The organism is Salmonella sp. 32082101201600294FB01SM01 (assembly GCF_017572865.1).
GTDB lineage: Bacteria > Pseudomonadota > Gammaproteobacteria > Enterobacterales > Enterobacteriaceae > Salmonella > Salmonella enterica.
The window spans coordinates 419,417-445,667 of the sequence record NZ_JAGESB010000003.1; the positions used below are offsets into that span (position 1 = coordinate 419,417).

General features: G+C 54.2%; 28 protein-coding genes. 12 read left to right on the forward strand and 16 right to left on the reverse strand.

The features are described 5' to 3' along the window. Positions 1–136: 136 nt before the first annotated feature. Positions 137–625: an arginine repressor gene (locus tag J4645_RS15220; RefSeq protein WP_000666051.1), complete on the forward strand. Its 489-nt coding sequence runs from the start codon at positions 137–139 to the stop codon at positions 623–625. Here the strand turns inward: J4645_RS15220 and J4645_RS15225 are convergent. Beyond that, positions 595–735 carry a hypothetical protein gene (locus tag J4645_RS15225; protein WP_077905461.1) on the reverse strand — a complete coding sequence of 47 codons (141 nt, stop codon included), beginning with the start codon at positions 733–735 and terminating at the stop codon, positions 595–597. The two genes, J4645_RS15220 and J4645_RS15225, sit on opposite strands and share 31 nt — an antisense overlap. On the opposite strand from J4645_RS15225, the gene pyrL reads away from it, so the two are divergent. From pyrL to J4645_RS15250, 5 genes are all read left to right on the forward strand, one after another. Then, positions 715–816: a pyr operon leader peptide gene (pyrL, locus tag J4645_RS15230; protein ID WP_000249504.1), complete on the forward strand. Its 102-nt coding sequence runs from the start codon at positions 715–717 to the stop codon at positions 814–816. The two genes, J4645_RS15225 and pyrL, sit on opposite strands and share 21 nt — an antisense overlap. Before the next feature lie 35 nt (positions 817–851). Continuing rightward, on the forward strand, positions 852–1,787 hold the full coding sequence (pyrB, locus tag J4645_RS15235) for an aspartate carbamoyltransferase (protein ID WP_000013034.1): 936 nt from the start codon (positions 852–854) through the stop codon (positions 1,785–1,787). A gap of 12 nt (positions 1,788–1,799) precedes the next feature. Continuing rightward, complete coding sequence (gene pyrI, locus J4645_RS15240) at positions 1,800–2,261, forward strand: aspartate carbamoyltransferase regulatory subunit (RefSeq protein WP_000148567.1); 462 nt, start codon at positions 1,800–1,802, stop codon at positions 2,259–2,261. A 76-nt stretch (positions 2,262–2,337) separates the two neighbouring features. Further along, positions 2,338–2,724, forward strand: a complete 387-nt coding sequence (gene ridA / locus J4645_RS15245) for a 2-iminobutanoate/2-iminopropanoate deaminase (RefSeq protein ID WP_000047544.1) — start codon at positions 2,338–2,340, stop codon at positions 2,722–2,724. 74 nt (positions 2,725–2,798) lie between these two features. Beyond that, the gene (locus J4645_RS15250) at positions 2,799–3,245 is read left to right on the forward strand and encodes a transposase (RefSeq protein ID WP_000252557.1); all 447 of its coding nucleotides are present in this window, start codon (positions 2,799–2,801) and stop codon (positions 3,243–3,245) included. A 115-nt stretch (positions 3,246–3,360) separates the two neighbouring features. Here the strand turns inward: J4645_RS15250 and mgtA are convergent, their stop codons facing one another. Continuing rightward, positions 3,361–6,069, reverse strand: coding sequence for a magnesium-translocating P-type ATPase (mgtA, locus tag J4645_RS15255; RefSeq protein WP_060634052.1), 2,709 nt, complete (start codon positions 6,067–6,069; stop codon positions 3,361–3,363). Between the two features lie 383 nt (positions 6,070–6,452). On the opposite strand from mgtA, the gene treR reads away from it, so the two are divergent. From treR to nrdG, 5 genes are all read left to right on the forward strand, one after another. Further along, positions 6,453–7,400, forward strand: coding sequence for a trehalose operon repressor TreR (gene treR / locus J4645_RS15265; protein WP_001181294.1), 948 nt, complete (start codon positions 6,453–6,455; stop codon positions 7,398–7,400). 137 nt (positions 7,401–7,537) lie between these two features. Continuing rightward, positions 7,538–8,956, forward strand: coding sequence for a PTS trehalose transporter subunit IIBC (treB, locus tag J4645_RS15270; RefSeq protein ID WP_001631984.1), 1,419 nt, complete (start codon positions 7,538–7,540; stop codon positions 8,954–8,956). 49 nt (positions 8,957–9,005) lie between these two features. Then, positions 9,006–10,658, forward strand: coding sequence for an alpha,alpha-phosphotrehalase (gene treC, locus J4645_RS15275; protein WP_023215157.1), 1,653 nt, complete (start codon positions 9,006–9,008; stop codon positions 10,656–10,658). Between the two features lie 408 nt (positions 10,659–11,066). Beyond that, complete coding sequence (gene nrdD, locus J4645_RS15280) at positions 11,067–13,205, forward strand: anaerobic ribonucleoside-triphosphate reductase (RefSeq protein WP_000187821.1); 2,139 nt, start codon at positions 11,067–11,069, stop codon at positions 13,203–13,205. A gap of 216 nt (positions 13,206–13,421) precedes the next feature. After that, positions 13,422–13,886 (forward strand): anaerobic ribonucleoside-triphosphate reductase-activating protein, encoded by a 465-nt coding sequence (nrdG, locus tag J4645_RS15285; RefSeq protein WP_001009178.1) that lies wholly within the window; start codon positions 13,422–13,424, stop codon positions 13,884–13,886. Positions 13,887–13,889: 3 nt separating this feature from the next. On the opposite strand, the gene J4645_RS15290 is transcribed toward nrdG, so the two are convergent. The 13 genes from J4645_RS15290 to pmbA form a co-directional block, all read right to left on the reverse strand. Further along, complete coding sequence (locus tag J4645_RS15290) at positions 13,890–14,174, reverse strand: type II toxin-antitoxin system RelE/ParE family toxin (protein WP_023215156.1); 285 nt, start codon at positions 14,172–14,174, stop codon at positions 13,890–13,892. Then, positions 14,164–14,406: a type II toxin-antitoxin system RelB/DinJ family antitoxin gene (locus J4645_RS15295; RefSeq protein ID WP_000212722.1), complete on the reverse strand. Its 243-nt coding sequence runs from the start codon at positions 14,404–14,406 to the stop codon at positions 14,164–14,166. Before J4645_RS15295 ends, J4645_RS15290 begins: the two co-directional genes overlap by 11 nt. Before the next feature lie 77 nt (positions 14,407–14,483). Further along, entirely contained in the window at positions 14,484–16,397 is a 1,914-nt protein-coding gene (locus J4645_RS15300; RefSeq protein ID WP_023215155.1) for a BglG family transcription antiterminator, read from the reverse strand. Positions 16,398–16,413: 16 nt separating this feature from the next. Then, positions 16,414–17,154 carry a KDGP aldolase family protein gene (locus J4645_RS15305; RefSeq protein ID WP_000779254.1) on the reverse strand — a complete coding sequence of 247 codons (741 nt, stop codon included), beginning with the start codon at positions 17,152–17,154 and terminating at the stop codon, positions 16,414–16,416. Next, the gene (locus J4645_RS15310; protein ID WP_023137277.1) at positions 17,151–18,269 is read right to left on the reverse strand and encodes a DgaE family pyridoxal phosphate-dependent ammonia lyase; all 1,119 of its coding nucleotides are present in this window, start codon (positions 18,267–18,269) and stop codon (positions 17,151–17,153) included. Before J4645_RS15310 ends, J4645_RS15305 begins: the two co-directional genes overlap by 4 nt. Continuing rightward, a complete protein-coding gene (locus J4645_RS15315) occupies positions 18,253–19,386 on the reverse strand; it encodes an amidohydrolase/deacetylase family metallohydrolase (RefSeq protein WP_023215154.1) in 1,134 nt (377 codons plus the stop codon). Before J4645_RS15315 ends, J4645_RS15310 begins: the two co-directional genes overlap by 17 nt. A gap of 58 nt (positions 19,387–19,444) precedes the next feature. Next, complete coding sequence (locus tag J4645_RS15320; RefSeq protein ID WP_000392127.1) at positions 19,445–20,089, reverse strand: DUF4310 family protein; 645 nt, start codon at positions 20,087–20,089, stop codon at positions 19,445–19,447. 11 nt (positions 20,090–20,100) lie between these two features. Then, positions 20,101–20,877, reverse strand: a complete 777-nt coding sequence (locus J4645_RS15325) for a DUF4311 domain-containing protein (RefSeq protein ID WP_000478578.1) — start codon at positions 20,875–20,877, stop codon at positions 20,101–20,103. A gap of 22 nt (positions 20,878–20,899) precedes the next feature. Further along, entirely contained in the window at positions 20,900–21,202 is a 303-nt protein-coding gene (locus tag J4645_RS15330; protein ID WP_000975187.1) for a DUF4312 family protein, read from the reverse strand. Beyond that, positions 21,202–21,564, reverse strand: a complete 363-nt coding sequence (locus tag J4645_RS15335; RefSeq protein WP_000435389.1) for an SFCGS family glycine-rich protein — start codon at positions 21,562–21,564, stop codon at positions 21,202–21,204. The genes J4645_RS15330 and J4645_RS15335 overlap by 1 nt, the downstream gene beginning before the upstream one ends. 10 nt (positions 21,565–21,574) lie before the next feature. Beyond that, positions 21,575–21,913 (reverse strand): glycine dehydrogenase, encoded by a 339-nt coding sequence (locus tag J4645_RS15340; protein ID WP_001255103.1) that lies wholly within the window; start codon positions 21,911–21,913, stop codon positions 21,575–21,577. A 277-nt stretch (positions 21,914–22,190) separates the two neighbouring features. Beyond that, entirely contained in the window at positions 22,191–22,577 is a 387-nt protein-coding gene (cybC, locus tag J4645_RS15345; RefSeq protein WP_001232233.1) for a cytochrome b562, read from the reverse strand. Between the two features lie 98 nt (positions 22,578–22,675). Next, positions 22,676–24,028 carry a metalloprotease PmbA gene (gene pmbA / locus J4645_RS15350; protein WP_000852994.1) on the reverse strand — a complete coding sequence of 451 codons (1,353 nt, stop codon included), beginning with the start codon at positions 24,026–24,028 and terminating at the stop codon, positions 22,676–22,678. 95 nt (positions 24,029–24,123) lie between these two features. Here pmbA and yjgA point away from each other — a divergent pair, with 95 nt between their 5' ends. Beyond that, positions 24,124–24,675 carry a ribosome biogenesis factor YjgA gene (yjgA, locus tag J4645_RS15355; RefSeq protein WP_000166287.1) on the forward strand — a complete coding sequence of 184 codons (552 nt, stop codon included), beginning with the start codon at positions 24,124–24,126 and terminating at the stop codon, positions 24,673–24,675. 106 nt (positions 24,676–24,781) lie between these two features. On the opposite strand, the gene mpl is transcribed toward yjgA, so the two are convergent. Beyond that, positions 24,782–26,155, reverse strand: coding sequence for a UDP-N-acetylmuramate:L-alanyl-gamma-D-glutamyl-meso-diaminopimelate ligase (gene mpl, locus J4645_RS15360; RefSeq protein ID WP_023215153.1), 1,374 nt, complete (start codon positions 26,153–26,155; stop codon positions 24,782–24,784). Positions 26,156–26,251 lie beyond the last annotated feature (96 nt).

The following is a 26,251-nucleotide window of genomic DNA, read 5'->3' on the forward strand; positions in this document are numbered from 1 at the left end:
CATCAGGCACGCCGTCACCTTTTTTGATCGGCTTCTCATTTTCCTGCAAAACCGCCCGATTGATCCGCAATCGATGTGACAAATGTGATGAATTTCGCCAGTCCGTTGATATTAATAATAAAGATAAGGTGCATTTATGAAGGAATACGATGATTACTCCGCCAAAGAACAACAGCAACTGGCGGTTTGTCAGCGCCTGATTAGTGAAAAAAGTTACCTGTCCCAGGAGGAGATTCGCCGCGATTTACAAAATGAGGGATTTGAAGGTATCAGTCAGTCTACGGTTTCGCGCCTGCTCAAGCTGCTGGGCGCAATAAAAATCAGAAACACGAAGGGACAAAAGATTTATTCCGTAAATCCCCAGCGGCGACCTTCGCCGGATGCCGGACGTTCAATAGCCGAAATGGTCGTCAGCGTTGAACATAATAGCGAATTTATCCTTATCCATACGGCGGCAGGTTATGGTCGCGCCGTCGCGAGAATTCTGGATTACCACGCATTGCCGGAAATTCTCGGCGTCGTTGCCGGTAGCAGTATTGTCTGGGTCGCACCACGGGTCGTTCAGCGCACGGCGCTGGTACACAAACAAATTAATTATTTGCTTAAAATGAATTTAAATTCATAAGAACCGTTTGCGATGAGTAAATCATGCATTAATTGCTTGATCCCCAAACAGAGCTGAGTATAATCGCGGACAATTTGCCGGGAGGAAGCATGGTTCAGTGTGTACGACATTCTGTCTTACCGCGTCTGAAAAAGGACGCAGGCCTGCCGTTTTTCTTTCCGTTGAAAACCAATACCAAGCCCCTCAATTGAGGGGCTTTTTTTTGCCCAGGCGTCAGGAGATAAACATGGCTAACCCGCTATATCAAAAACATATCATTTCCATAAACGACCTCAGCCGCGACGATCTTAATCTGGTACTGGCGACGGCGGCGAAATTAAAAGCCAACCCGCAGCCGGAGCTATTGAAACATAAAGTGATCGCCAGCTGCTTTTTCGAAGCCTCCACGCGTACCCGCCTGTCGTTTGAAACTTCAATGCATCGCCTGGGCGCCAGCGTAGTGGGCTTCTCCGACAGCGCCAACACGTCGCTGGGGAAAAAAGGAGAAACGTTAGCCGACACGATCTCAGTGATTAGCACTTACGTGGACGCGATTGTGATGCGCCATCCGCAAGAAGGCGCGGCACGTCTGGCGACGGAGTTTTCCGGTCATGTGCCGGTGCTCAATGCGGGCGACGGTTCGAACCAGCATCCGACGCAGACCCTGTTGGATCTGTTCACCATCCAGGAAACACAGGGCCGTCTGGATAACCTGCATATCGCGATGGTCGGCGATCTGAAATATGGCCGCACCGTGCATTCGCTAACCCAGGCGCTGGCGAAATTTAGCGGCAACCGTTTTTATTTTATCGCGCCGGACGCGCTGGCGATGCCGCAGTACATTCTGGATATGCTGGATGAAAAAGGAATGGCCTGGAGCCTGCATGGGTCTATTGAAGAGGTCATGGCCGACGTCGACATCCTCTATATGACTCGCGTACAGAAAGAGCGTCTCGACCCGTCGGAGTACGCCAATGTGAAGGCGCAGTTTGTTCTGCGCGCCAGCGACCTGAACGGCGCGCGTGAAAATATGAAAGTGCTGCACCCGCTGCCGCGCATTGATGAAATCACCACGGATGTGGATAAAACGCCACACGCCTGGTACTTCCAACAGGCGGGCAACGGTATTTTCGCTCGCCAGGCGTTACTGGCGTTGGTACTGAATAGCGAACTGAGTCTGTAAGGGAGAAAAGCGATGACACACGATAACAAACTGCAGGTTGAAGCCATTAAATGCGGCACCGTGATTGACCATATCCCTGCGCAGGTAGGCTTTAAACTGCTGAGTCTGTTTAAATTGACCGAGACCGATCAGCGAATCACTATCGGTCTGAATCTCCCGTCTGGCGAGATGGGGCGTAAAGACTTAATCAAAATAGAAAACACCTTCCTCACCGATGAGCAGGTTAACCAACTTGCTCTGTACGCGCCGCAGGCCACCGTTAACCGCATCGACAACTACGACGTAGTCGGGAAATCACGCCCCAGCCTGCCAGAGCGTATTAATAATGTGCTGGTTTGCCCGAACAGCAACTGCATCAGCCACGCGGAACCGGTATCCTCCAGCTTTGCAGTGAAAAAACGCGCCAATGATATCGCCCTCAAATGCAAATACTGTGAAAAAGAGTTTTCGCATTATGTGGTGCTGGCCAACTAATTTGGGTTGGTTATGAGATCCCGGCTCCCTATAATGAGCGGGGACATTCTATTACCGCTGTAATTCAGGAGAAATCATGAGCAAAACTATTGCGACGGAAAATGCACCAGCAGCAATCGGCCCATACGTACAGGGCGTTGACCTGGGTAGCATGGTAATCACTTCCGGTCAGATCCCGGTCGATCCGAAAACCGGCGCCGTAGCGGAAGACGTATCCGCTCAGGCACGTCAGTCGCTGGAAAACGTTAAAGCTATCGTGGAAGCCGCTGGCCTAAAAGTAGGCGACATTGTGAAAACGACCGTATTCGTGAAAGACCTGAACGATTTCGCGACCGTCAACGCCACCTACGAAGCCTTCTTCACCGAGCACAACGCCACCTTCCCGGCGCGTTCCTGCGTGGAAGTTGCCCGTCTGCCGAAAGACGTGAAAATTGAGATTGAAGCGATCGCTGTTCGTCGCTAAGCGCCGGACGTCATCCCCGCCGGGCGGCGCAAGTTTGCCCGGTTCGGGGCACCAACAGCCATGGAGAGGCGGCAATGGTAAGATCGCGTTTTACCGAGGAACAAATCGCCGATTTTCTGCAACAGTCGAAAAACGGCGTACCGAATAAGGCGTTGTGCGAAGAATATGGATTTAGCAACAGCACGCTCCGTCGCTGGCAGGAGAAGCATGCTGAAAGCGTACGCCAGGAATTAAAACAGATAGAATCTACCGCGAAGATAGTCTTTTTATGCTTCATTGTCGCAGCCATATTGCTTACCCTTATGTTTCCTAAACCCACTGGCGCCTTAGCGATTCCTCCTTACTTAGTTTATTGCGTTAGCTATATTCGCCGCTTTCGTCGCATATCCGCAAAACATATCCGGCGGTGGGATATCTCCTCCTCTCGTTCCGGATTGGGGGCAGAGAACACATTTTACAAACTTAGCTGGACATTCCTCTTTTTTATGCCTGCATATAGCATTCTACAGCTGCTTGAATAAGCCCTGAAATTTAAAGATAAAGCCGATCGCGTTAAACTTGTCGAGCTTTACGGGCATCTGGTTTGGCTAGCGATATCGGGGATTAAGCACGCTGGCGAATCCCCGACGAAAGTGTTTACTGCCAGCCATAACGTCGGCTGTAAAACCCTTTCACCAACTGGGTTAACGTCATATAGCCCGCCAGAATGGCAATCAGCCACGGGAAATAGCTTAACGGCAGCGCCTGCAACTGCAGGTAAGACGCCAGGGGCGAAAACGGCAACGAAACTCCCACGACCATCACCAACAACGTCATCGCCATCAGCGGCCAGGCGGCGCGACTTTGAATAAACGGCAGACGGCGGGTACGGATCATATGCACAATCAGCGTTTGCGACAGTAATCCCACCACAAACCAGCCGGACTGGAACAAAGTTTGCGTTTCTGGCGTATTCGCATGAAATACCCACCACATCAGACAAAAGGTCAAAATGTCGAAAATCGAGCTGATCGGACCGAAAAAGACCATAAAGCGCCCCAAATCCGCCGGATTCCAGCGCTGCGGCTTTTGAATTTGTTCTTCATCGACATTATCAAACGGAATCGCCACCTGGGATACATCGTACAGCAGGTTTTGAATCAGCAAGTGCAGCGGCAGCATTGGCAAGAACGGCAAAAAGGCGCTCGCCACCAGTACGCTAAACACGTTACCGAAATTTGAGCTGGCCGTCATCTTGATATATTTCAACATATTAGAAAAAGTACGACGACCTTCAATGACGCCTTCTTCCAGCACCATCAGGCTCTTTTCCAGCAGAATAATATCGGCGGCTTCACGGGCGATGTCCACCGCGCCATCTACCGAGATACCAATATCCGCCGCCCGCAACGCCGGGGCATCGTTAATCCCGTCGCCCATAAAACCGACCACATGCCCCTCGCGTTTGAGCAAAGTGACGATGCGCTCTTTATGCATCGGCGTCAGACGCGCAAACAACGTCGTACGGGTGGCCAGCGCCGCCAGCGCGTCGTCGCTTAACCCTTCAATATCACTGCCAATAACGACATCGCCCGCATCCAGCCCAACTTCATGGCAAACTTTCGCCGCTACCAGCTCGCTGTCGCCGGTGAGAATTTTCACCGTAATTCCGCTCGCCTTCAGCGCTTTCAGCGCCGGCGCGGTGGTCTCTTTCGGCGGATCGAGAAAAGCAATATACCCTTCCAGGATCAGGTCAGATTCATCGATACGCTGGTAATCGCCCTCACGCGCAGGCAGGTATTTGGTCGCGACGGCGACCACGCGTAGCCCCTGACAGTTCAGCGTGTCGGTAACACGTTTCACCCGGCGCAGCATATTGTCGTCCAGCGGCACAATATCGCCGTTGTGGCGCACCTGAGTACACACGTTCAGGATCTCCTGTAACGCGCCTTTGCAGACCAGTTGATGCACGCTCGAATCTTCGGCCACCACCACCGACATCCGGCGACGCTCAAAATCAAACGGAATCTCATCGATTTTCTGCCAGCGTCCGGAGAGCTGACGCGCGGCGGTTTCGTCTACTCCCTCCAGGACCGCCGTATCCAGTAAGTTTTTTAGACCGGTCTGATAATGGCTGTTCAGCCAGGCGCAATGCAGTACATGCTCGCTGGGCTTACCAGAAATATCCGTATGATTCTCCAGCACAATTTTATCCTGCGTCAGAGTGCCGGTTTTATCGGTGCACAGAATATCCATCGCGCCGAAGTTCTGAATCGCATCAAGGTGCTTCACGATAACTTTCTGTTTCGAGAGCTTCACCGCCCCGCGCGCGAGGGTGGAGGTGACGATCATCGGCAACATTTCCGGGGTGAGCCCTACCGCGACCGAAAGCGCAAATAACGCCGCTTCCCACCAGTCACCTTTCGTGTAACCATTAATAATCAGTACTACCGGCGCCATGACCAGCATAAAGCGGATCAGCAACATGCTGACGCGGCTAATTCCTTTCTGGAAAGCGTTCTGCTCGTTATCTTGTTCCGACACGCGCCCCGCCAATTGACCAAACCAGGTGTCGGCGCCGGTCGCCATCACCACGGCCTGCGCCGTTCCGCTCACGACGTTCGTCCCCATAAAGCACAGCGTGTCGCACTCAAGCGGGTTATTTTGCCGGGGCTCACGCGTCGCGGCGACTTTCTCGACCGGCAGAGATTCGCCGGTCAGCGACGCCTGGGCGACAAACAGATCGCGCGCCTGGATAATCCGTAAATCCGCCGGGATCATATCCCCCGCCGCCAGCTTAATAATATCGCCGGGCACCAGTTGATCGATGGGTAATTCCAGCCAGGCGTTTTCGCCATTTTCATTAATAACCCGCAGTACGGTAGCGGTATTACTCACCATCGCTTTTAGCGCGTCCGCTGCTTTCGTCGAGCGCGCTTCCTGCACAAAATTCAGCAGCGTTGAGATACCGACCATCAGGGCGATAACGCCTGCGGCAAACAGATCCTCCGTGGCATAAGAAATGCCGCCAAGAATCGTGAGTAAGATGTTGAAAGGATTGCGATAACATACCCACAGATGCACCCACCACGGCGAGGGTTTCTGTGCCGGAAGGCGGTTTTCGCCATGCTTTTCACGCGCGCGCGTTACCTCGGCGGCGTTTAATCCCTCCGGGTGCGTATCAAAAACGCGCCAGAGAGTCTCCTGCTCCATTGCCGCGACTTTCAGACAGCGTTCGCTCAGCGAAGGCGGGATAGTCGCATTTACCGCGGTCTGCGCGCCGGGCAGCGGATCGCGGTGAACCAGACGATAAGGCAAATGACGATTAAGCCGGGCAAAAAGCTGGCGGGTAATGGTTTTTAGCATAGGTAATCCCTCCGCGCCGAAGTCAGGCGCAGAAAATTCTTCAGGCGCGGCAAAGCCTTGCCCGATGAGCAATGTTTAAATAAAAACAGGGACGTTATTGTGTCACTGTCTTACACACCGGTAAGACAGCAGAGGCAGTCTTACCGGAAAAGGAAAATTCTCCATCGCGGGAGAGGGGTGGGTTCAGGGTCCATGTCGCCTCCGGTAAGTAAACGATTTGCGCCGTGGATTATACGCATAAATCCATAAGTTTTGTGGCAATTATGGCGGTATCATACCGTTACGTAATTAAACCAACGATAAACCAGACTTTGCCCATTGCCCTTCGCTTGAGTAAAGTTACTCTTTTTATCACCATCAGCGTCACGCCACGGGAAAACAGGATGCAAAACCGGCTCACTATCAAAGACATCGCCCGCCTGAGCGGCGTAGGGAAATCAACCGTTTCCCGCGTGCTTAACAATGAAAGCGGCGTAAGCGAACGTACCCGCGAGCGTGTCGAAGCGGTGATGAATCAACACGGTTTCTTTCCGTCCCGCTCCGCCCGTGCGATGCGGGGACAAAGCGATAAAGTGGTCGCTATTATCGTCACTCGCCTTGATTCGTTGTCTGAAAACCTCGCGGTTCAAACCATGCTGCCTGCGTTTTATGAACAGGGCTACGACCCTATTATGATGGAAAGTCAGTTCTCGCCGACGCTGGTAATGGAACATCTGGGCATGCTCAGACGACGTAACATTGATGGCGTGGTGCTGTTTGGCTTTACCGGCATCACAGAAGAGTTGATCGCCCCCTGGAAAGCCTCACTGGTGCTGCTGGCAAGAGATGCGCAAGGTTTTGCCTCCGTCTGTTACGACGACGAGGGCGCAATTCATATCCTTATGCAGCGGCTGTATGAGCAGGGACACCGCAACATTAGCTTTCTGGGCGTTCCCCATAGCGATATTACCACCGGCAAACGTCGGCATGACGCATACCTGGCGTTTTGCAAAAAACATAAACTTCATCCCGTCGCCGCCCTGCCCGGTCTTGCCATGAAGCAGGGCTATGAGCATACGGCAAGCGTCATCATGCCGGATACCACCGCGTTAGTCTGCGCCACCGATACGCTGGCGTTGGGCGCCAGTAAGTATTTACAGGAGCAACGTATTGAGACGCTGCAACTGGCAAGCGTCGGGAACACGCCGCTGATAAAATTCCTGCACCCGGAGATCGTCACTGTTGATCCTGGCTATGCTGAAGCCGGACGGCAGGCGGCTTCGCAGCTGATCGAACAGATCAATGGCCGCTGCGATCCGCGCCGGATCGTCATTCCTTCTACCCTCGCCTGAGTGACTGATTAAACGGAATACCACGAGTAATTTGTGATCGTCGCTGCGTTTCGGGAACGTTCCCATTTTTAAACCAACGTTGAAGAGATACTCTTGCGCCAACCCATAACATACCTCCTCTGCCATGAGGCTTTACGATGAGCAAAGTAAAACAAGCCGATATCGACCGGCTGGTTGACCTGGTCGGCGGGCGCGACAACATCGCCACGGTGAGCCACTGCATTACTCGCCTGCGCTTTGTACTCCACCAGCCCGCGAGCGCCAGACCAAAAGAGATCGAACAATTACCGATGGTTAAAGGCTGTTTCACCAACGCCGGACAGTTTCAGGTGGTGATCGGCACCGACGTCGGCGATTACTATAACGCGCTGCTGGAGACCACCGGCAAAGCGTATGCTGATAAAGAGCAGGCAAAAAAAGCCGCTCGCCAGAACATGAAGTGGCATGAGCAGTTAATTTCCCACTTCGCGGAGATCTTCTTTCCGCTACTACCGGCGTTGATCAGCGGTGGTTTGATCTTAGGCTTTCGTAACGTGATCGGCGATGTGCCGATGAGCAACGGCCAAACGCTGGCGCAGATGCATCCGGCGCTAAAAACGCTTTATGATTTTTTATGGTTGATCGGCGAAGCGATCTTTTTCTATCTGCCGGTGGGGATCTGCTGGTCGGCGGTGAAAAAAATGGGCGGCACGCCGATTCTTGGTATCGTGCTCGGCGTGACGCTGGTGTCGCCGCAGTTGATGAATGCGTATCTGCTGGGCCAGCAAACGCCGGACGTCTGGAACTTCGGCTTATTTAGCATTGAGAAAGTGGGCTACCAGGCGCAGGTTATCCCGGCGCTACTGGCAGGGCTGGCGCTTGGGTTTATTGAAACGCGGTTGAAACGCATCGTGCCGGATTATCTCTACCTGGTCGTCGTCCCGGTGTGTTCGTTAATACTGGCCGTCTTTCTCGCCCACACCTTTATCGGCCCCTTTGGTCGTATGATCGGCGACGGCGTGGCCTTTGCGGTACGTTATCTGATGACCGGCAGTTTCGCCCCGATAGGCGCGGCGCTGTTCGGCTTCCTGTATGCCCCGTTGGTCATTACCGGCGTCCACCAGACAACGCTCGCTATCGATATGCAGATGATCCAGAGCATGGGCGGTACGCCAGTCTGGCCGCTGATTGCGCTGTCGAATATCGCGCAGGCCTCCGCCGTGGTGGGCATCATCATCTCCAGCCGTAAACACAATGAACGCGAGATCTCCGTTCCTGCCGCCATTTCCGCTTACCTTGGGGTAACCGAACCGGCGATGTACGGTATCAACCTGAAGTATCGTTTTCCGATGCTGTGCGCGATGATCGGCTCTGGTCTGGCGGGACTGCTCTGCGGTCTGAACGGCGTCATCGCCAACGGTATCGGCGTGGGCGGCCTGCCGGGCATCCTGTCTATACCGCCGCGCTACTGGCAGGTGTACGGCATGGCGATGGTTATCGCGATCGTTATCCCGGTGATTCTGACCACCTTTATCTATCAGCGTAAGCATCGTCAGGGCACATTACAAATTGTCTAATACTTCTTCGGGGCGCAGTTGCGTCCCAACGCACTTGCAGGAAACAACAATGACTATTCCCCTCTGGTGGCAAAACGGCGTTATCTATCAGATCTACCCGAAAAGTTTTCAGGACACGACCGGCAGCGGCACCGGCGATTTACGCGGCGTCACGCAGCACCTTGACTATCTACAGCGACTCGGCGTAGATGCCATCTGGCTCACGCCGTTTTATATCTCGCCGCAGGTGGATAACGGTTATGACGTCGCAAATTATACGGCCATCGACCCGACCTACGGCACGCTGGATGATTTTGACGAGCTGGTCGCGCAGGCGAAAGCACGCGGTATTCGTATCATCCTGGATATGGTGTTTAACCATACTTCTACCCAGCACGCCTGGTTTCGCGAAGCGCTGAACAAAGAGAGTCCATACCGTCAGTTTTATATCTGGCGCGATGGCACGCCGGAGGTCTGCCCGAATAACTGGCAATCCAAATTTGGCGGCAGCGCCTGGCGCTGGCATAGCCAGAGCGAACAATATTATTTACACCTTTTCGCGCCTGAACAGGCCGACCTGAACTGGGAAAATCCCGCCGTGCGCGCCGAGCTGAAAAAGGTCTGCGAATTCTGGGCCGATCGCGGCGTGGATGGCCTGCGTCTGGACGTGGTGAACCTGATCGCCAAAGATCAGGATTTTCCTGACGATCCGACGGGCGACGGACGCCGCTTTTATACCGACGGACCGCGCGCGCATACGTTTTTACGCGAAATGAACCGTGACGTTTTTACGCCGCGTAATCTGATGACGGTAGGCGAAATGTCCTCTACCACGCTGGAAAACTGCCAGCAATATGCCGCGCTTAGCGGCGACGAACTCTCGATGACCTTCAATTTTCATCATCTGAAGGTGGATTACCCGAATGGCGAAAAGTGGACGCTGGCAAAACCTGATTATGTGGCGCTGAAAGCGTTGTTCCGCCACTGGCAACAGGGGATGCATAACGTCGCCTGGAACGCGTTATTCTGGTGTAATCACGATCAGCCGCGCATCGTTTCCCGCTTTGGCGACGAGGGTGAATACCGGGTTCCAGCCGCGAAAATGCTGGCGATGGCGCTGCACGGTATGCAAGGGACGCCTTATATCTATCAGGGCGAAGAAATCGGCATGACCAACCCACACTTTACCCGCATCACCGATTATCGCGACGTGGAAAGTCATAATATGTTTGCCGCGCTACGCGCCGCCGGACGCGACCCCGACGAACTACTGGCTATCCTGGCCAGTAAATCCCGCGACAACAGCCGCACGCCGATGCAGTGGGACAACGGTAAAAACGCCGGTTTCACCCAGGGCGAGCCGTGGATAAGCCTGTGCGATAACTATACGGAGGTTAACGTCGAGGCGGCATTACGCGATGAAAACTCGGTGTTTTACACCTATCAAAAGCTGATTGCGCTACGTAAAACCCAGCCTGTACTGATCTGGGGCGATTATCAGGATCTCCTCCCGGATAGCCCATCAGTATGGGGTTATCGCCGCCAGTGGCAGGGGCAAACCCTGCTGGTCGTCGCCAATCTGAGCGACCAGTGTCAGGAGTGGCATCCGCCGCATATCAAAGGACAGTGGCAGGCGCTACTGCACAATTATGGCGAGGTCGCCAGCCAGCCAGCGGCGATGACGCTCCGCCCATTTGAAGCCATCTGGTGGTTACAACGCTAACGCGACGTCCTTATACGGATAAACGCCACAGGCCTATTGACACGGGCTGTGGCGTTGCTCCTGGTTACTGTCTGTTTTTGTTGAATAATTAATCAGATTTTTCTTGCTATCTTTTACAAACGCTACAGCGCCCGCCATCTGTACGCTCTGATTTTTACCTTGTTCTACATCAATAAAATTGCAAACATCCTTGATGCAAATCACTACATATAGACTTTAAAATGCACGCCGCCCCAATATGTTGTATTAATTGACTACAATTGCTACAACACCCGTTCACTCGACACAAGGTGAATTGTGGATAACCTGGGTCAGGATTGCGGGAAGTCATTGGAAAAGAGATGAATAAACCTGTTATGGCTTCCCCGGCCTCTGTGGATAACCTGTTCTTACAAATATGGAGTGATCATGACACCGCATGTGATGAAACGAGATGGCTGTAAAGTGCCATTCAAATCAGAGCGCATTAAGGAAGCCATTCTACGTGCAGCTAAAGCAGCGGGAGTCGATGACGCAGATTACTGTGCCACCGTCGCAGAAGTCGTTAGCAGCCAAATGAACGCGCGCAGTCAGGTGGATATTAACGAGATCCAAACTGCGGTTGAAAACCAACTGATGTCCGGCCCGTACAAACAGCTTGCCCGCGCCTACATCGAATACCGTCACGATCGCGACATTCAGCGTGAAAAGCGTGGTCGTCTGAACCAGGAAATTCGCGGCCTGGTAGAGCAAACTAACTCCGCGTTGCTCAATGAAAACGCCAACAAAGACAGTAAAGTCATTCCCACCCAGCGCGATTTGCTGGCCGGGATTGTCGCCAAACACTATGCCCGCCAGCACCTGTTGCCGCGTGACGTAGTACAAGCGCATGAGCGCGGCGATATCCACTATCACGATCTCGACTACTCGCCGTTCTTCCCGATGTTCAACTGTATGCTGATCGACCTGAAAGGCATGTTGACCCAGGGCTTTAAGATGGGTAACGCCGAGATCGAACCGCCAAAATCTATCTCTACCGCCACTGCCGTTACCGCGCAGATTATCGCTCAGGTCGCCAGCCATATTTATGGCGGCACCACCATTAACCGGATTGATGAAGTGTTGGCACCGTTTGTCACCGAAAGCTATAACAAGCACCGCAAAACCGCCGATGAGTGGCAGATCCCGGATGCCGAAGGATATGCGCGTTCTCGCACCGAAAAAGAGTGCTACGACGCCTTCCAGTCGCTGGAGTACGAAGTTAACACGCTGCACACCGCTAACGGCCAGACGCCTTTCGTGACCTTTGGTTTTGGCCTCGGCACCAGTTGGGAGTCGCGTCTGATCCAGGCGTCTATTTTACGTAACCGTATCGCCGGTCTGGGTAAAAATCGCAAAACCGCCGTGTTCCCGAAACTGGTCTTCGCTATCCGCGACGGTTTGAACCACAAGTTTGGCGATCCGAACTACGACATTAAACAACTGGCGCTGGAGTGCGCGAGCAAGCGCATGTATCCGGACATCCTCAACTACGATCAGGTGGTCAAAGTCACCGGTTCGTTCAAAACGCCAATGGGCTGCCGCAGCTTCCTCGGCGTGTGGGAGAACGAAAACGGCGAGCAGATCCACGACGGGCGTAACAACCTGGGCGTGATTAGCCTTAACCTGCCGCGCATCGCGCTGGAAGCAAAAGGCGACGAAACCGCATTCTGGAAACTGCTGGATGAACGTCTGGCGCTGGCGCGGAAGGCGCTGATGACCCGTATCGCCCGCCTTGAAGGCGTGAAAGCCCGTGTCGCGCCTATCCTGTATATGGAAGGCGCCTGCGGCGTGCGGCTGAAAGCGGACGACGACGTGTCTGAAATCTTTAAAAATGGTCGTGCGTCCATCTCTCTGGGCTACATTGGTATCCATGAAACCATTAACGCGCTGTTCGGCGGCGAGCACCTGTACGACAGCGAGCAGCTGCGCGCCAAAGGTATCGCCATTGTGGAACGTCTGCGTCAGGCCGTGGATCAGTGGAAAGAAGAGACCGGCTACGGCTTTAGTCTGTACAGCACGCCAAGTGAAAACCTCTGTGACCGCTTCTGCCGTCTGGATACCGCCGAGTTCGGCGTGGTGCCGGGCGTAACCGATAAAGGTTACTACACCAACAGCTTCCACCTCGACGTGGAGAAGAAGGTCAACCCGTACGACAAAATCGATTTCGAAGCACCGTATCCGCCGCTGGCGAACGGGGGTTTCATTTGCTACGGCGAATACCCGAACATTCAGCACAACCTGAAGGCGCTGGAAGATGTCTGGGATTACAGCTATCAGCATGTACCGTATTACGGCACCAACACGCCGATCGATGAATGCTACGAGTGCGGCTTTACCGGCGAGTTCGAATGTACCAGTAAAGGTTTCACCTGCCCGAAATGCGGCAACCACGACGCCGCCCGCGTCTCGGTCACCCGCCGCGTGTGCGGTTATTTAGGCAGCCCGGACGCGCGCCCGTTTAACGCCGGCAAGCAGGAAGAAGTGAAGCGCCGCGTGAAGCATTTAGGCAATGGGCAGATAGGTTAATTCTCCGTTTGCAATGCGTAAATGCCGGATGGCGGTGTAAACACCTTATCCGGCCTACAACCGCTGGCTATAGTTCCAATTTCATGAGTTTCCTCTAAGCAGTTGGTGTTGTAGCAAGGCGGCAAACGAACGAATCCCAGGGAGCTTACATAAGTAAGTGACCTGGGTAAGTGAGAACGGCCAACGCCGCTACAGCGCCAAATGCAACGAGGAAACATGAACTTTCACCAATACTACCCCGTAGACATCGTTAACGGCCCCGGCACCCGCTGCACCCTGTTTGTGTCAGGGTGCGTGCATGAATGCCCTGGCTGCTATAACAAAAGCACCTGGCGGCTGAACTCCGGCCAGCCGTTTACCAAAGAGATGGAAGATAAGATCATTGCCGATCTGAACGACACGCGCATTCACCGTCAGGGGATCTCGCTGTCGGGCGGCGATCCGCTGCATCCGCAAAACGTACCGGATATTCTGACACTGGTACAACGTATCCACGCGGAGTGCCCGGGGAAAGATATCTGGGTGTGGACCGGCTACAAGCTCGATGAACTCAACGCCGCGCAGATGCAGGTGGTCGATCTCATCAACGTGCTGGTCGATGGCAAATTTGTGCAGGATCTGAAAGACCCGGCGCTTATCTGGCGCGGTAGCAGCAACCAGGTAGTGCATCATTTGCGTTGATCGCTAAAGCCGTTTGTTTGCATCGTGATAGACGGCTGAATGTTCTCGCTTGCCGACCGCGACAACAAACACAATCACAACGTCATCCCGAACCTGGTACACCAGACGATAACCGGACGATTTAAGCTTAATTTTATAGCAGTCAGGAAGACCGTTTAAACGGACAGAGTCGATTCTGGGGTTCAATAGCACATCAGCCAACTTTTTCTTAAGCTGAGCCTTCACCGTATCGCCCAGCTTATGCCACTCTTTTAAGGCCCTCGGGTCGAATTCCAGTTCATAAGTCATCCAGACTAACCTTGATTCCCTTTTGCGGACTAGACAGCCTCTCCCGAACTGTCTGAATCAGTGCATCTTCATTGTCGCTAAGAGTGACAGTTTTCACTGGCATGCGCCCCGTTTCCGCGACGTACTGGAACAGTAATCGCACGGCTTCCGTTGGAGTAATGTTCAGTTTTTCCAGCACGGCATAAGCCTCATTTTTGAGTTTGTCATCCAGACGGACGTTCAGCGTGGCCATTATGCCTCCAGTAAAATCGAATGTGTAATGCAGTTTAGCATTACATTCGCATTACATCGAATTCTGGATAACGCCTCTCAAAAACGACTCACGCACTCCATCGCGACCGTTTTGAATTGCGTAAAATTCTGACATGCGCAGAGGCGCGTCATGGCGCGTTCGCGCAGGAAAGTGACGAAAATATCGTAGATGGCCATCGCCTCTTCATATTCACTTTTGCTGATGGCGAGTAAAAAAATAACGTGCGCCGTTTCGTCACCCCAGACAATCCCCTGCGGCGCGAGCACCGTATAAACCACCGTTTTCTTCGCCAGCAGCCCCAGCGCGTGTGGCAAGGCAATCCCGTCGCCTAATAACGTACTGACGATAGCTTCACGTTCAATAACCGAATCGAGAAACGCCGCATCAACAAAGCCTTCCTCATGCAACTGATCGCACAGCGTTTTAAACAGCGTCTGTTGATCTATTTCCCCTTCCACGATGCGAAAATGCGAGGCATCGAAATATTTATCCAGCATCCACGGGCGGGTTCTGTCTACCAGCACCAGCTTACCGATCTGCTCCAATTGATAGTCGGTAGGAAAGGGCGCGATCATGATGACCGGTTTATCTTTTTCACCGATCCGCGCCGTGGAAATCACAAAATCCTCCACAATACTGTCCCGCGCCTCATAGTCGCGTAGCGTCAAAGTGCGGGCTATCTCAATCTGCGGGTATTTCCGCGCCAGTACCGCTTCAATCATCCGCACCATCGCATTACCAGCATCACACACCAGCAGTACCTGCGGCTGCCGCTGGTAGCCAATGTTGTAACTACGTTCCAGCCCAACGCCAATATGCAGCACCAGAAAACCGATTTCGTTTTCGCTAATGGTATACGGCGTGTATTTTCCCCAACTCGATATCGCCGCCAACGTCATATCCCACGCCATCGGATAGTGCTGCTTAATATTTTCCAGTAGTGGGTTGGGGATCATGATCTGGTAGCGCACGCGGGTGATCATCGTTTTGATGTGGGTCAGCAAGTCCGCGTGAAGCTGTTTATCATTCAACAGGTTATAGTTGTACTGGGTATTAATAAAATTGAGGATATAGTGCACCAGCGCCTCTTCATCATCGGCATTAATGGCGCTGGGGGCAATCTCCTGTACCTGGCGGGCGGCAATATGCACCTTCAGCCAGCTTACTTCCGGCTCCGACAGCGGCTTGTCAGCCAGCTGTTGTAGTAGCTCCGCAATCTCATGCGCCGCATGGCGCACCTTTTCATCGACCTCCTCTGCCACGCATTCCGATAACGGATACCCCTCGCGAATACGCCGTACCGCCACCGCGCAGTATAAACGCAGAAACAGCTCGCCCTCATCGGTCAGGCGGATTTGACAATGAGAGAAAATATCCGGCAAAAGAGACTGCAGCCGTTGAGACACCTCGGTGTTCAGCGTGGTACTAACAATTAACGGATGGGAGGGCTCCTGCTGCGCCAGCGTCCATAAAAGGTCGGTCAGACAGGCGCGAATCGCCATCTCTCCGCCAAACAATTTCATGCCATGACGCGGACGCGTTTCCAGCGTCAGATGATAACGCAGCAAATGCTCGCGCACGTCCGCCATGTCGTTCTGCAGCGTCGCACGGCTGACAAACCATTCATCTGCCAAATCCTCCAGCTTCAGCGAGAAGGCGGAGGTTAAAAAACGCGCCAGCAAATAGTGTATCCGCTCCTGGCTGGTGCGCGGACCGCGCGCCAGGGCGGGAGATTGCTGCGTTTGCAGGGATTGATAACGTGCCGGATCATCAATTTTGAGCTGATACCCGTTGCCGCGGCTGAGAGTAAATTGCGCGCCATGCGGCGTCAGCAACATGTTCAGCGCGGCGATATCCGCCCGAACAGTACGCGTGGAGACCGACAACCGCTGCGCCAGCTCGTCCTGCGGCAGCGTCTCGTTTTGCAGCATCGCAAATAGCTGCGCTAAACGTTGGTTGGGGAATCGCACGTCTCTCTCCTCATGATTAGCCGACACGCGACCGGACGATAGCGAGTAACTGACGCACATCGTCCGCACGGGTGTTGCCGCTCACCTTATCAATAATCGAACTATAAATGTGAGGAATGATTTTGCTTACACCTGCATCAAGGGCGATGTGCAGAATCTCGGCGAAGTTTTCCAGATCGATACCGCCCGTCGGTTCCAGCCAGAAATCATGGCGGGCGCAGGCGTCAGCCACCGCTTTATACTCGTCGCGACAGGTGAGTCCTCCCATCGGAAAGTATTTAACGGAGCTGCCGCCCATATCTTTGAGTAGCGCAATCGCCGTTTCTATGGGTACGATGCCGTCCGGCGCGCGGCTGCTTAGCGGGCCGGTGGAAATTTTCACCAGTCCCGGCGTGCCGGTCGGCGAGACAAGACCGTTCACCACCGTCTCGTTTTGCCCCAGCAGCGCCCGGCTGGCCCCTACGCCGGTAAACACCTGGTTGACATGCTGCGGCTGTACCTGACGCGAGATTTCGCTCACCATCGCCGACTGGTTAGGATCGCCTGCCCCCAGTCCGACGGAGAGCGCATTGTCGATAAGCGCCGCATATTCACGCATATCCGCGACTGCGCTTGCCACATCCGGATAGTTTTTGGAGAGCACGCCAACCAGCACATGACCTTCCGCCGCCGCGTAGATTTCCCGGGCGTTATCTTTCGAACCGGCCAGTACGTTCAGGCAAACGCGATCGCGGTAAAAGTTAGGGGTCAGTTTCATGCTTGTTTCTCCTGATTAATCACCTCGCCAATACGACGCGCCACAATCGCTAACTGCGCGCGATCGACGCTGCGGACATCCGCTTCAATAATTCCTTCGTTGGCTTTGTATCCGCGAAAGTAAATCGCGTATTCCCCTTGCTTCAGCGCGTCGACCAGTTCACCTGTGGCGATGCCGGTAACGGCTTCATCAAACTTAATTTCCGTGCGCGCGATGTCGCGTCCGGCGCTGTCCCACACCACACGGGCGCTGACGCCGTTAAACGTGTTCAACGTGTCGATAAAGGGCGCCATTTTTTCTACCATCTCCGCGCCGCTCTCTTTTTGCGCCCGCAGGTACAATTCAATGGCGCAGGTCAGGCCAATAATTCCTTCTTTGCCGACCTTCATCGCCCGGCCAATGCCCGCTGACTGACGTTTTACCCACTCAACATACTGCGTTTTACCAATCACCAGCCCACTGGTCGGCCCTTCAATCGCTTTCGCGCCGCTATAGATAACGAGATCTGCGCCCACGCGGTAGTAGCACTGCAAATCTTCTTCCGCCGCCGCGTCCACAATCAGCGGGAGATTATGCGTGCGTGCCACTACCGCAGCCTGCTCCACACTAAGCATACTTTTCTGTACGCAGTGGTGAGATTTGATATAGAGAATAGCCGCCGTGCGCGGCGTAATGGCCGCCGCCAACTGCGCGGCGGAACATTCGTTGGCGTAACCGGCTTCCACCAGTTTGCCGCCGCCCAGCGCCACCATCGTTCCCACCGGCGCGCCAAAGTTGACGTTGTGGCCCTTTGGCAGGACGATTTCGTTATTTTCAATCGGTGTAACGTGCAGGTTTTCCAGCAGCCAGTCGCTGTCCTGAACCAGTACCGCGGCAACCGACTGGGCAAGGCCCGCACTGGCGCAGGAGACTACCGTCGCCCCTTCCACCTCCAGCAATTTCGCAATGTACTCGCCAGTTTTATTCACCAGATCTTTCATCTCGAAATACTGATTCATTCCGGCCATCGCCGCGTCTATCACTTCCGGGCGCGGCGTGGAGACGCCGAGCGCCGTCATACGTCCGGAGGCATTAATCACCTGTTTTAATTGATACTTCTCAAAAATCGAAGGCATGTTCCGCGCTCCCTTGTTCGGTCATATAGCCCTTGCCTGCGCGTATCGCGGCAAGCGGCGTCAGCAATTCTTCAGCCTGTAAGCTGTCGTTTTCCGCGTCTACCAACACGGCGGGCTGGCGTTTAAGCGTAAAGAGGGTCAGGTCGGCATCCAGACCTGGCTGAAGACGCCCTTTGGTTTTCAGATTCAGGCTATCGGCGGCATTGGCCGTCACGCACGCAATGACCTGCGGCAGCGACATGCCGATGGCGAGGAATTTCGACATCACATTAGCCAGCGAATGCACCGGGCCATTGATGCGGTTACGGCAGTAGATATCGGAACTAATGGTATGCGGTAAAATCCCCAGGCTAATGGCGTGTTTCGCCACCGCAAAGCTCATGCTGGCGGTACCATGCCCGACGTCCAGACGCACGCCGCGCGCCAGCGCTCGTGTCACCGAGGCGCGCAGCTCGCCTTCCGGCGTCAGAATACGGTTCGGCTTACCGTTGTAACAGTGGGTAATGATATCGCCCGCCGACAGACGCTCCGCTATTTCGTCCAGATCCGGCGGGTTATTGCCAATATGCACCATCAGCGGCAGGTTGCCGTTTTCTTGCTGCATGGCTTTAGCGCGTTCCAGCGGTGTGATGCCGTTAACGCCTACCACGCTGCTGCTCATCCGCGCCTTGAGGCCGACGATAAAATCCGGATGGCGTTTTACCGCCTGCCGGACCGCATCGGCGTCAATATTGGCCATGTTAGCCAGTTCATTCTGAGCTATCAGCCCGACGCGGGAAATATTCAATAGCGCATAAACGTCGGTGGTCGCCTGACGGGTCACGGTGTAAAAATCGTCAATATCATCTGCGCCAGTGCTGCCGGCATCAATCACCGTCGTCACCCCCGTCGCGATGCCGATACTATCCGGCTCATCGAAATAAATCGGCGATTTTGGGTAGCAGTGAACATGAGAATCAATCCAACCCGCACTAACGTAACACTCGCCGCGCAGGTCAATGGTTTTCACCGCCGGGCCATCAACGTCACCCAACGCCGCGATTTTGCCATCTTGCAGGGCAATATTAGTCAGCGTGTCATCGACCAGACACGCATGGCGCAGGAGTAAATCAAACATCGTTCTCTCCTTTGCCGGATGGCGGCGCAACCGCCTTATCCGGCCTACAAATCAACAGTTAGCTAATCGCAATCGGGAAGATGGAACCGAGGATCATCGCGCCTAAAATCGCGCCGCCGGTAATCGGCTTCTGCCAGATATAAAACAGCAGCGCGCCCACCAGAGAGCCCAGACCAATAGGAATCGATGCCGTCATGGCGCTGAGGATAATCAACGGCCCCAGAAAACGGCCTGAAGTGTTACCAGCCCCCATCATGACGTCCGCCCCGTACGTGGAGTCGCTCTGATTAATGGTGAACTTACGCGCCAGAATAATGATGTAGCCAATCGCCAGGCCAATCACCAGACCGGTTATCAGCGAAGCGATAAAGTTCGCCACCGGGAAGACAAAGCCAGCCCCCAGCAGTAACGCCGGAACCCCTAAGCCCACGCCAGTCTGAATTGCCCCGCCGATATCCAGAATCCCGACCAGCGAACCTTCGATAATGCGGGCAAATAAAAAGCTGGCGCCGAAAGCGGCGACCGCGCCGTAGACGCCGGTATCCATCCCCGCTTTCAACATCGCCACAAAAGCGACTTCGTTAAATGCGCCGATACCGTACAGATAGTACATATGCGTCCCGGCGAAAACGCCGGAGGAGAGCAGGCCAACAAAGATCGGGAACGACCAGTCGGCATACCAAAAACCTTTATTCTCTTCCATTGTGGCCTCCGTTATTTGCCGCTGAGCGAGTTGTGGATCAGTTCAAGCCAGTTCGGTACCGTCATGTTGAAAGACTCGATCATTTTCATGTCGAAGCCGCGGAAGAAGCCGCTCAACACAAACAGCAAAACGATGGCGACCATCATCACTTTGGTGACATGGTTCCAGCCGCTCTCTTCTACGCCTTTACCGATCAAAATACCCAGCACCAGCCCCGGTACGGCGTTCCCCATGATGAGCTGCGCCGCGCCGCCGAAAACGGTGGCCCAGAAGCCCGATTTTTTACCAGCGTCGATCGCCGCTAACCAGAAGATCACAGGCATGACGATGTTGACCAGCAGGTTTGCCGCCGGTACCAGCACCTTAACCGCCGTCACCTGTAGCGCCTCTGGCACGGATGAGGCGGTCAGGTTAAGGAACGTTACGACAATCATGCCGATGACGGCGCAGGCGATCGCCATTTTTTTCGGGTCGTGCAGCGTCTCGCCGACGTTACGGTTTTTGATCATTAGCGCCGCCGCGCCCCAGTTAGGGATGATGCGGTGATCGACATCCTGGGTGAACGATCCGGCCGCCACAGACGACGCCCAGGCGTTAAAGAAGAAACCCAGTCCAAAGGAGAAGTGAGATGCCGGGTCGCCTTCACAAGAGTTGAGTTCGCCCAACGTACGGAACGCGCCCATCCCCTGTGTGGTTGGCGCGTGAAACATGCGTGCAGCCCCAGCGCCCACCCCTACGCCGACCAGCGCGCCGATAATGAGCGATTTAATTAGTATTATCAGGAACATAACTATGCCTTTTTAATAAAAATCAGCGTTTCGCGACGAAATCCACCCTGTCGAGATTGATGGCGGTCACGTTGACGGTCACATCCAGCTCCACGCTGTAAGTGCGTCGTTCCCGGCGCAAAAAGAAAAACAGAAAGGCCTCTTTACGCACCGACTCATGCGCCTGAACAATCCGCACATCCTGTGGCTCAATACGCAGTAAGATATACGGCGACTCTCTCATCACCGCCGACTGAACATGGTTCAGCGCATCGGCAAAGGCGCGTGCTTTGGCGTCGCCCTTGCCTTTTACTCTCACCGTGGTGGTGAATTGCTCTTTCATCATCAGGCGCCGTATTTCTTTTGCCACGCCTGCACCAGGCGCTCGCCGAGCTCTTCTTTATCCATAAAGCCGAAACCCAACACGTTGCAGCCTTCATTAATAGCGGTGACGCCTTCATCCACTGACCGCATGCCATATTTGGCTTTGTAGCCATGCTTGTTTTGCGCGGTGATAGCGCCCGCGCCGCCGCTGCCGCAAAATGAAATGCCGAAGGTGGCGTTTTCCGCTTTCATCACATCGCCCAGTTTCATGTCTGCCGCGACGCCCGGTACGACGACCGCGCGACCGCCCGCTTTTTCCACGCCTGCCGCCACTTTCTGGCCTTTACCCAGGCGATCGCCAATCACGACGGTAATCTGTTCCATTTTTTGCTCCTTAGAGGTTGTCTTTCGCGACTTCAAAATGTACCGATAATAGCCAGGCTTCTTCGTCAGGAAGGTTGCCAAACGCCGCCACGATTTCGCGGGCGAGCGCCATTGATTCGGCTGAGATTTCATCAAACAAGCTGGCATCGACTTCCGGTAAAGGCTCGCCGGTAATTGACCGGTGCGCCATCGCGCGAACGTGCGAGGTCAGCATTTGCGTCTGTACCGCATTGGGGACAATGTGATGCCGCCCCAGCAGGCCATCCACCTGCGTTAACACCTGTTCAGCCAGTTCGTTAATTCGCTCACCGGCATCGTGTTTTACTGCTCCGTTATCCACGCGTCTCACCCCGTTAATGGCAATGAGATAAAACTAGCGGCAAGGGTTAAAAGTTTGTAGCGAGTTATTTTCCACCTCGAAGTGGAAACGCGAGTGGGATAGGTGATCTGCGCCACAGAAAAGGCGGCATTAATGAATTATCGCCGGGAAAGTGTGAGATCTATCGCGGCATAAAGAGGAAATGGCGAAACAATGACGTTGTCGTATAAAGTGAGAAAGTGTGATGGGTATTACATTTTGCCGGATGGCGACCTGCGGATAAAGCGAAGCCGCCATCCCACAAAAATTAACGATACTTCTTATGATACGTATTGCGGGTGGTTTTTAGCGCTTCCGCCGCCGCTTTCGCTTCTTTAACGTTACCTTCGTTCGCCAGCTTCAGCGCGCCATCAATTTGGCCGACCAGAATGTCAAAACCGTGACGAAAATCCTTCATTTCCGGGCTATCCGGCGCTTTATCTTCCAGCTTTGGCGGCGTAGTTTTTTGAGCATCCAGCGCGGCCGCGCGCATTTTGGTTAATGCCGCTTTCAGTTCAGGGGCACTATCCGTTTTCTCAACAACTTTCAGGTTATCATTGAGAATATCCATATTATCTTCAAGATCGGCAGCAAAAACAGCCGAACCGAATACCAGCGATGACACAGCAAGAATAGCTAACAGGCTTTTACGCATTGCTCACTTCCTTTTTTATTATTAACGATAAGTGTAATACCCTGAATAATTCAAGTTGCAGGCAGCCAACGCGCCTGCAGCCTGAAGTATGACGGGTATTATTGTCCGGCGATTTTCATCTCCGGTAACAATACCGAACCACACTGTATATTACTGCGCGTTTCAATATCATCACCCACAGTGACAATATTACGCCACATCTCTTTTAAATTACCGGCAATGGTAATTTCACTTACCGGGTACTGGATTTCACCATTTTCAACCCAGAATCCCGCAGCGCCGCGGGAGTAGTCGCCGGTAATACCGCTGACGCCCTGGCCCATCAGTTCCGTCACCACCAGGCCGGTGCCCATCTCTTTCAGTAACTGCTCAAAGTTCAGCCCCTGCCCGGCGATACGCCAGTTATGAATGCCGCCAGCATGACCGGTACTTTTCAGCCCCAGTTTGCGGGCGGAATAGTTGGTCAGCAACCATTGCGTCAGTACGCCATCCTTCACAATGTCCCGGCGCTCCGTACGCACGCCTTCGCTGTCGAACGGTGAAGACGCCAGCCCTTTTAGCAGATGCGGGTGTTCTTCGATGGTTAACCATTCCGGCAGAATTTGTTTGCCCAGCGAGTCGAGCAGAAAAGTGGATTTACGGTATACCGCGCCGCCGGCAATCGCCCCAACCAGATGACCAAATAGCCCTGTCGCCACTTCATTGGCGAAAATGACCGGCGCTTTCATGGTGGAGAGCTTGCGCGGCGACAGGCGGGATAAGGTACGGCGCGCGCACTCGGCCCCGACCCATTCCGGCGCTTGCAGATCCGCCATTGCCCGACCGATGGTGTAAGCGTAATCACGCTCCATATCGCCGTTCTCTTCGGCGATGACGCAGCTTGAGAGCGAATGGCGCGTGGAGCAATATCCCTGCAACATGCCGTGGCTGTTGCCGAACACTTTAATGCCGTAATGGCTGTTAAAGCTCCCGCCTTCGGTATTGGTGATGCGTTTATCCGCCTTTAGAGAAGCCTGTTCCGCACGCGCGGCCAGTTCAATGGCTTCGTCTGGCGTAACCTCTGCCGGGTGGAACAAGTCCAGATCCGGCGCGTCAAACGCCAGCAGTTCTTTGTCCGCCACGCCTGCGCACGGGTCCGGCGACGTGTAACGCGCGATATCCAGCGCGGCCTGCACGGTACGGGCAATCGCCTGCGGGCTTAAATCCGTCGAAGAGGCGCTGCCTTTGCGGTTCTGGTGATACACCGTAATGCCCAGCGCGCCGTCGCTATTAAATTCGACATTCTCTACTTCACCATAACGGGTGCTGACACTAATGCCGGTGGTCTTGCTGACGGCGACTTCCGCCCCATCCGATTTGCCTGAGGCTAACTCCAGCGCTGTCGAAACTGCTTCTTCCAGAATCTTACGCTGCGCTTCAACTTGTGAGATTACTTTCATTGCAAATGCCATAATGTAGAGAGAGTTTCTCTGAAGTCTAACAGAGAACCGTTTTTCAGTGCGCATCTTAACTGGTAACATTAGCCTCTTTTTTTAAGGAGCCTGACATGACAAAGCAGCCCGAAGACTGGCTCGACGACGTTCCCGGTGATGACATCGAAGACGAAGACGATGAAATTATCTGGGTCAGTAAAAGTGAAATTAAACGCGATGCCGAGGAATTAAAACGCCTGGGCGCGGAACTGGTGGATCTGGGGAAAAACGCGCTGGATAAGATCCCGCTGGACGCCGATCTGCGCGACGCCATTGAACTGGCCCAGCGTATCAAAATGGAAGGACGCCGCCGCCAGTTGCAGCTTATCGGAAAAATGCTGCGCCAACGCGACGTTGAACCTATTCGCCAGGCGCTGGACAAGCTGAAGAACCGCCATAATCAGCAGGTGGTGCTGTTTCACAAGCTTGAGCATCTGCGCGATCGTCTGATCGTCGAAGGCGATGACGCGGTAGCCGAAGTACTGACCCTGTGGCCGCACGCCGATCGTCAACAGCTTCGTTCATTGATCCGCAATGCGAAGAAAGAGAAAGAAGGCAACAAACCGCCGAAATCAGCGCGTCAGATTTTCCAGTATCTGCGCGAGCTGGCGGAAAACGAAGGATAATTTTACACGTTGGTAGCATCTGCCGGATGGCGGCGCTGGCGCCTTATCCGGCCTACGGGAATGTACGTATTGTAGGCCCGGTAAGCACAGCGCCACCGGGCATTTTTTACTCCACAACCAGTGCTTTTTTCGCCAGCCCATCCAGCAATTTCTGATGGATGCCGCCGAAACCGCCGTTGCTCATCACCAGGATGTGATCGCCAGGCTGTGCGGTTTTCACCACCATTTCCGCCAGCGTATCGACATCGCCACTCCAGTGAGCAGGCTGTACGCAGGCTTCGGCGACTTCCGCCACTTGCCACGGAATATGCGGCGGCTGCAGCAGGAACACTTCATCCGCACGCCCTAACGACGGTGCCAGGTCATCCTTGCATAACCCCATCTTCATCGTGTTAGAACGCGGCTCCAGCACTGCGATAATGCGCGCGGTGCCGCCCACTTTACCGCGCAGCGCCGCCAGCGTGGCCAGAATTGCCGTCGGGTGATGAGCAAAATCGTCATACACCGTCACGCCGTTCGCTTCGCCGCGCAGTTCCAGACGGCGGCGGGCGTTAATAAATGACCCCAGCGCGCTGGCCGCTTCAGCGGGCGCGACGCCCACGTGGCGCGCGGCGGCAATCGCCATCAGCCCATTATGCATATTGTGCTCGCCGACCAGGCCCCATTTCACATCGCCGACTTTTTCGCCGTCCAGCCACACTTCCCACTCGGAAGCATCCGTAGTCAGCTTCTTCGCCTGCCAGTGTCCCTGCTCGCCCACCAGCTCCTGCTCGCTCCAGCAGCCCAGAGCCATGGTCTGTTTCAGGTTGATGTCGTTTTCCGGCCAGATGATGCGCCCCTGCCCCGGCACGATGCGCACCAGATGGTGAAACTGCTTCTGGATCGCTTTCAGATCGTCGAAGATGTCGGCATGATCAAACTCAAGGTTGTTGAGGATCAGCGTCCGCGGGCAGTAATGCACAAATTTAGAACGTTTATCAAAGAACGCGCAGTCGTACTCATCCGCTTCGATAACAAAGAACGGGCTCTCGCCCAGGCGCGCGGAAACCTCAAAGTTGCCCGGTACGCCGCCGATCACGAAGCCCGGTTTGTACCCGCACGCTTCCAGTATCCAGGTCGCCATGCCTGCGGTCGTGGTTTTGCCGTGGGTACCGGCGACCGCCAGTACCCAGCGGTCGCGCAACACAAAGTCATGCAGCCACTGTGAACCAGACATAAAGGGAATGTTTTTTTCCAGCACCGCTTCCACGCACGGATTCCCGCGCGTCATCGCATTACCGATAATCACCAGATCCGGCTGCGGATCAAGCTGGCTGGCGTCATAACCCTGGATCAGATCAATGCCTTGCTTCTCAAGTAAGGTACTCATCGGCGGATACACATTGGCGTCCGAACCCGTTACTTCATGACCAAGCGAGCGAGCCAGCATCGCCAGCCCCCCCATGAAAGTGCCACAAATTCCCAAAATATGAATGCGCATACGTCACTATCCTTTTTTTATCTGCGAGCCATTTTACGCACATGTCTGGCAAGTGAGAAACGCATTTCAGGTAAATCTGTACTTTGCTGGCGCGAT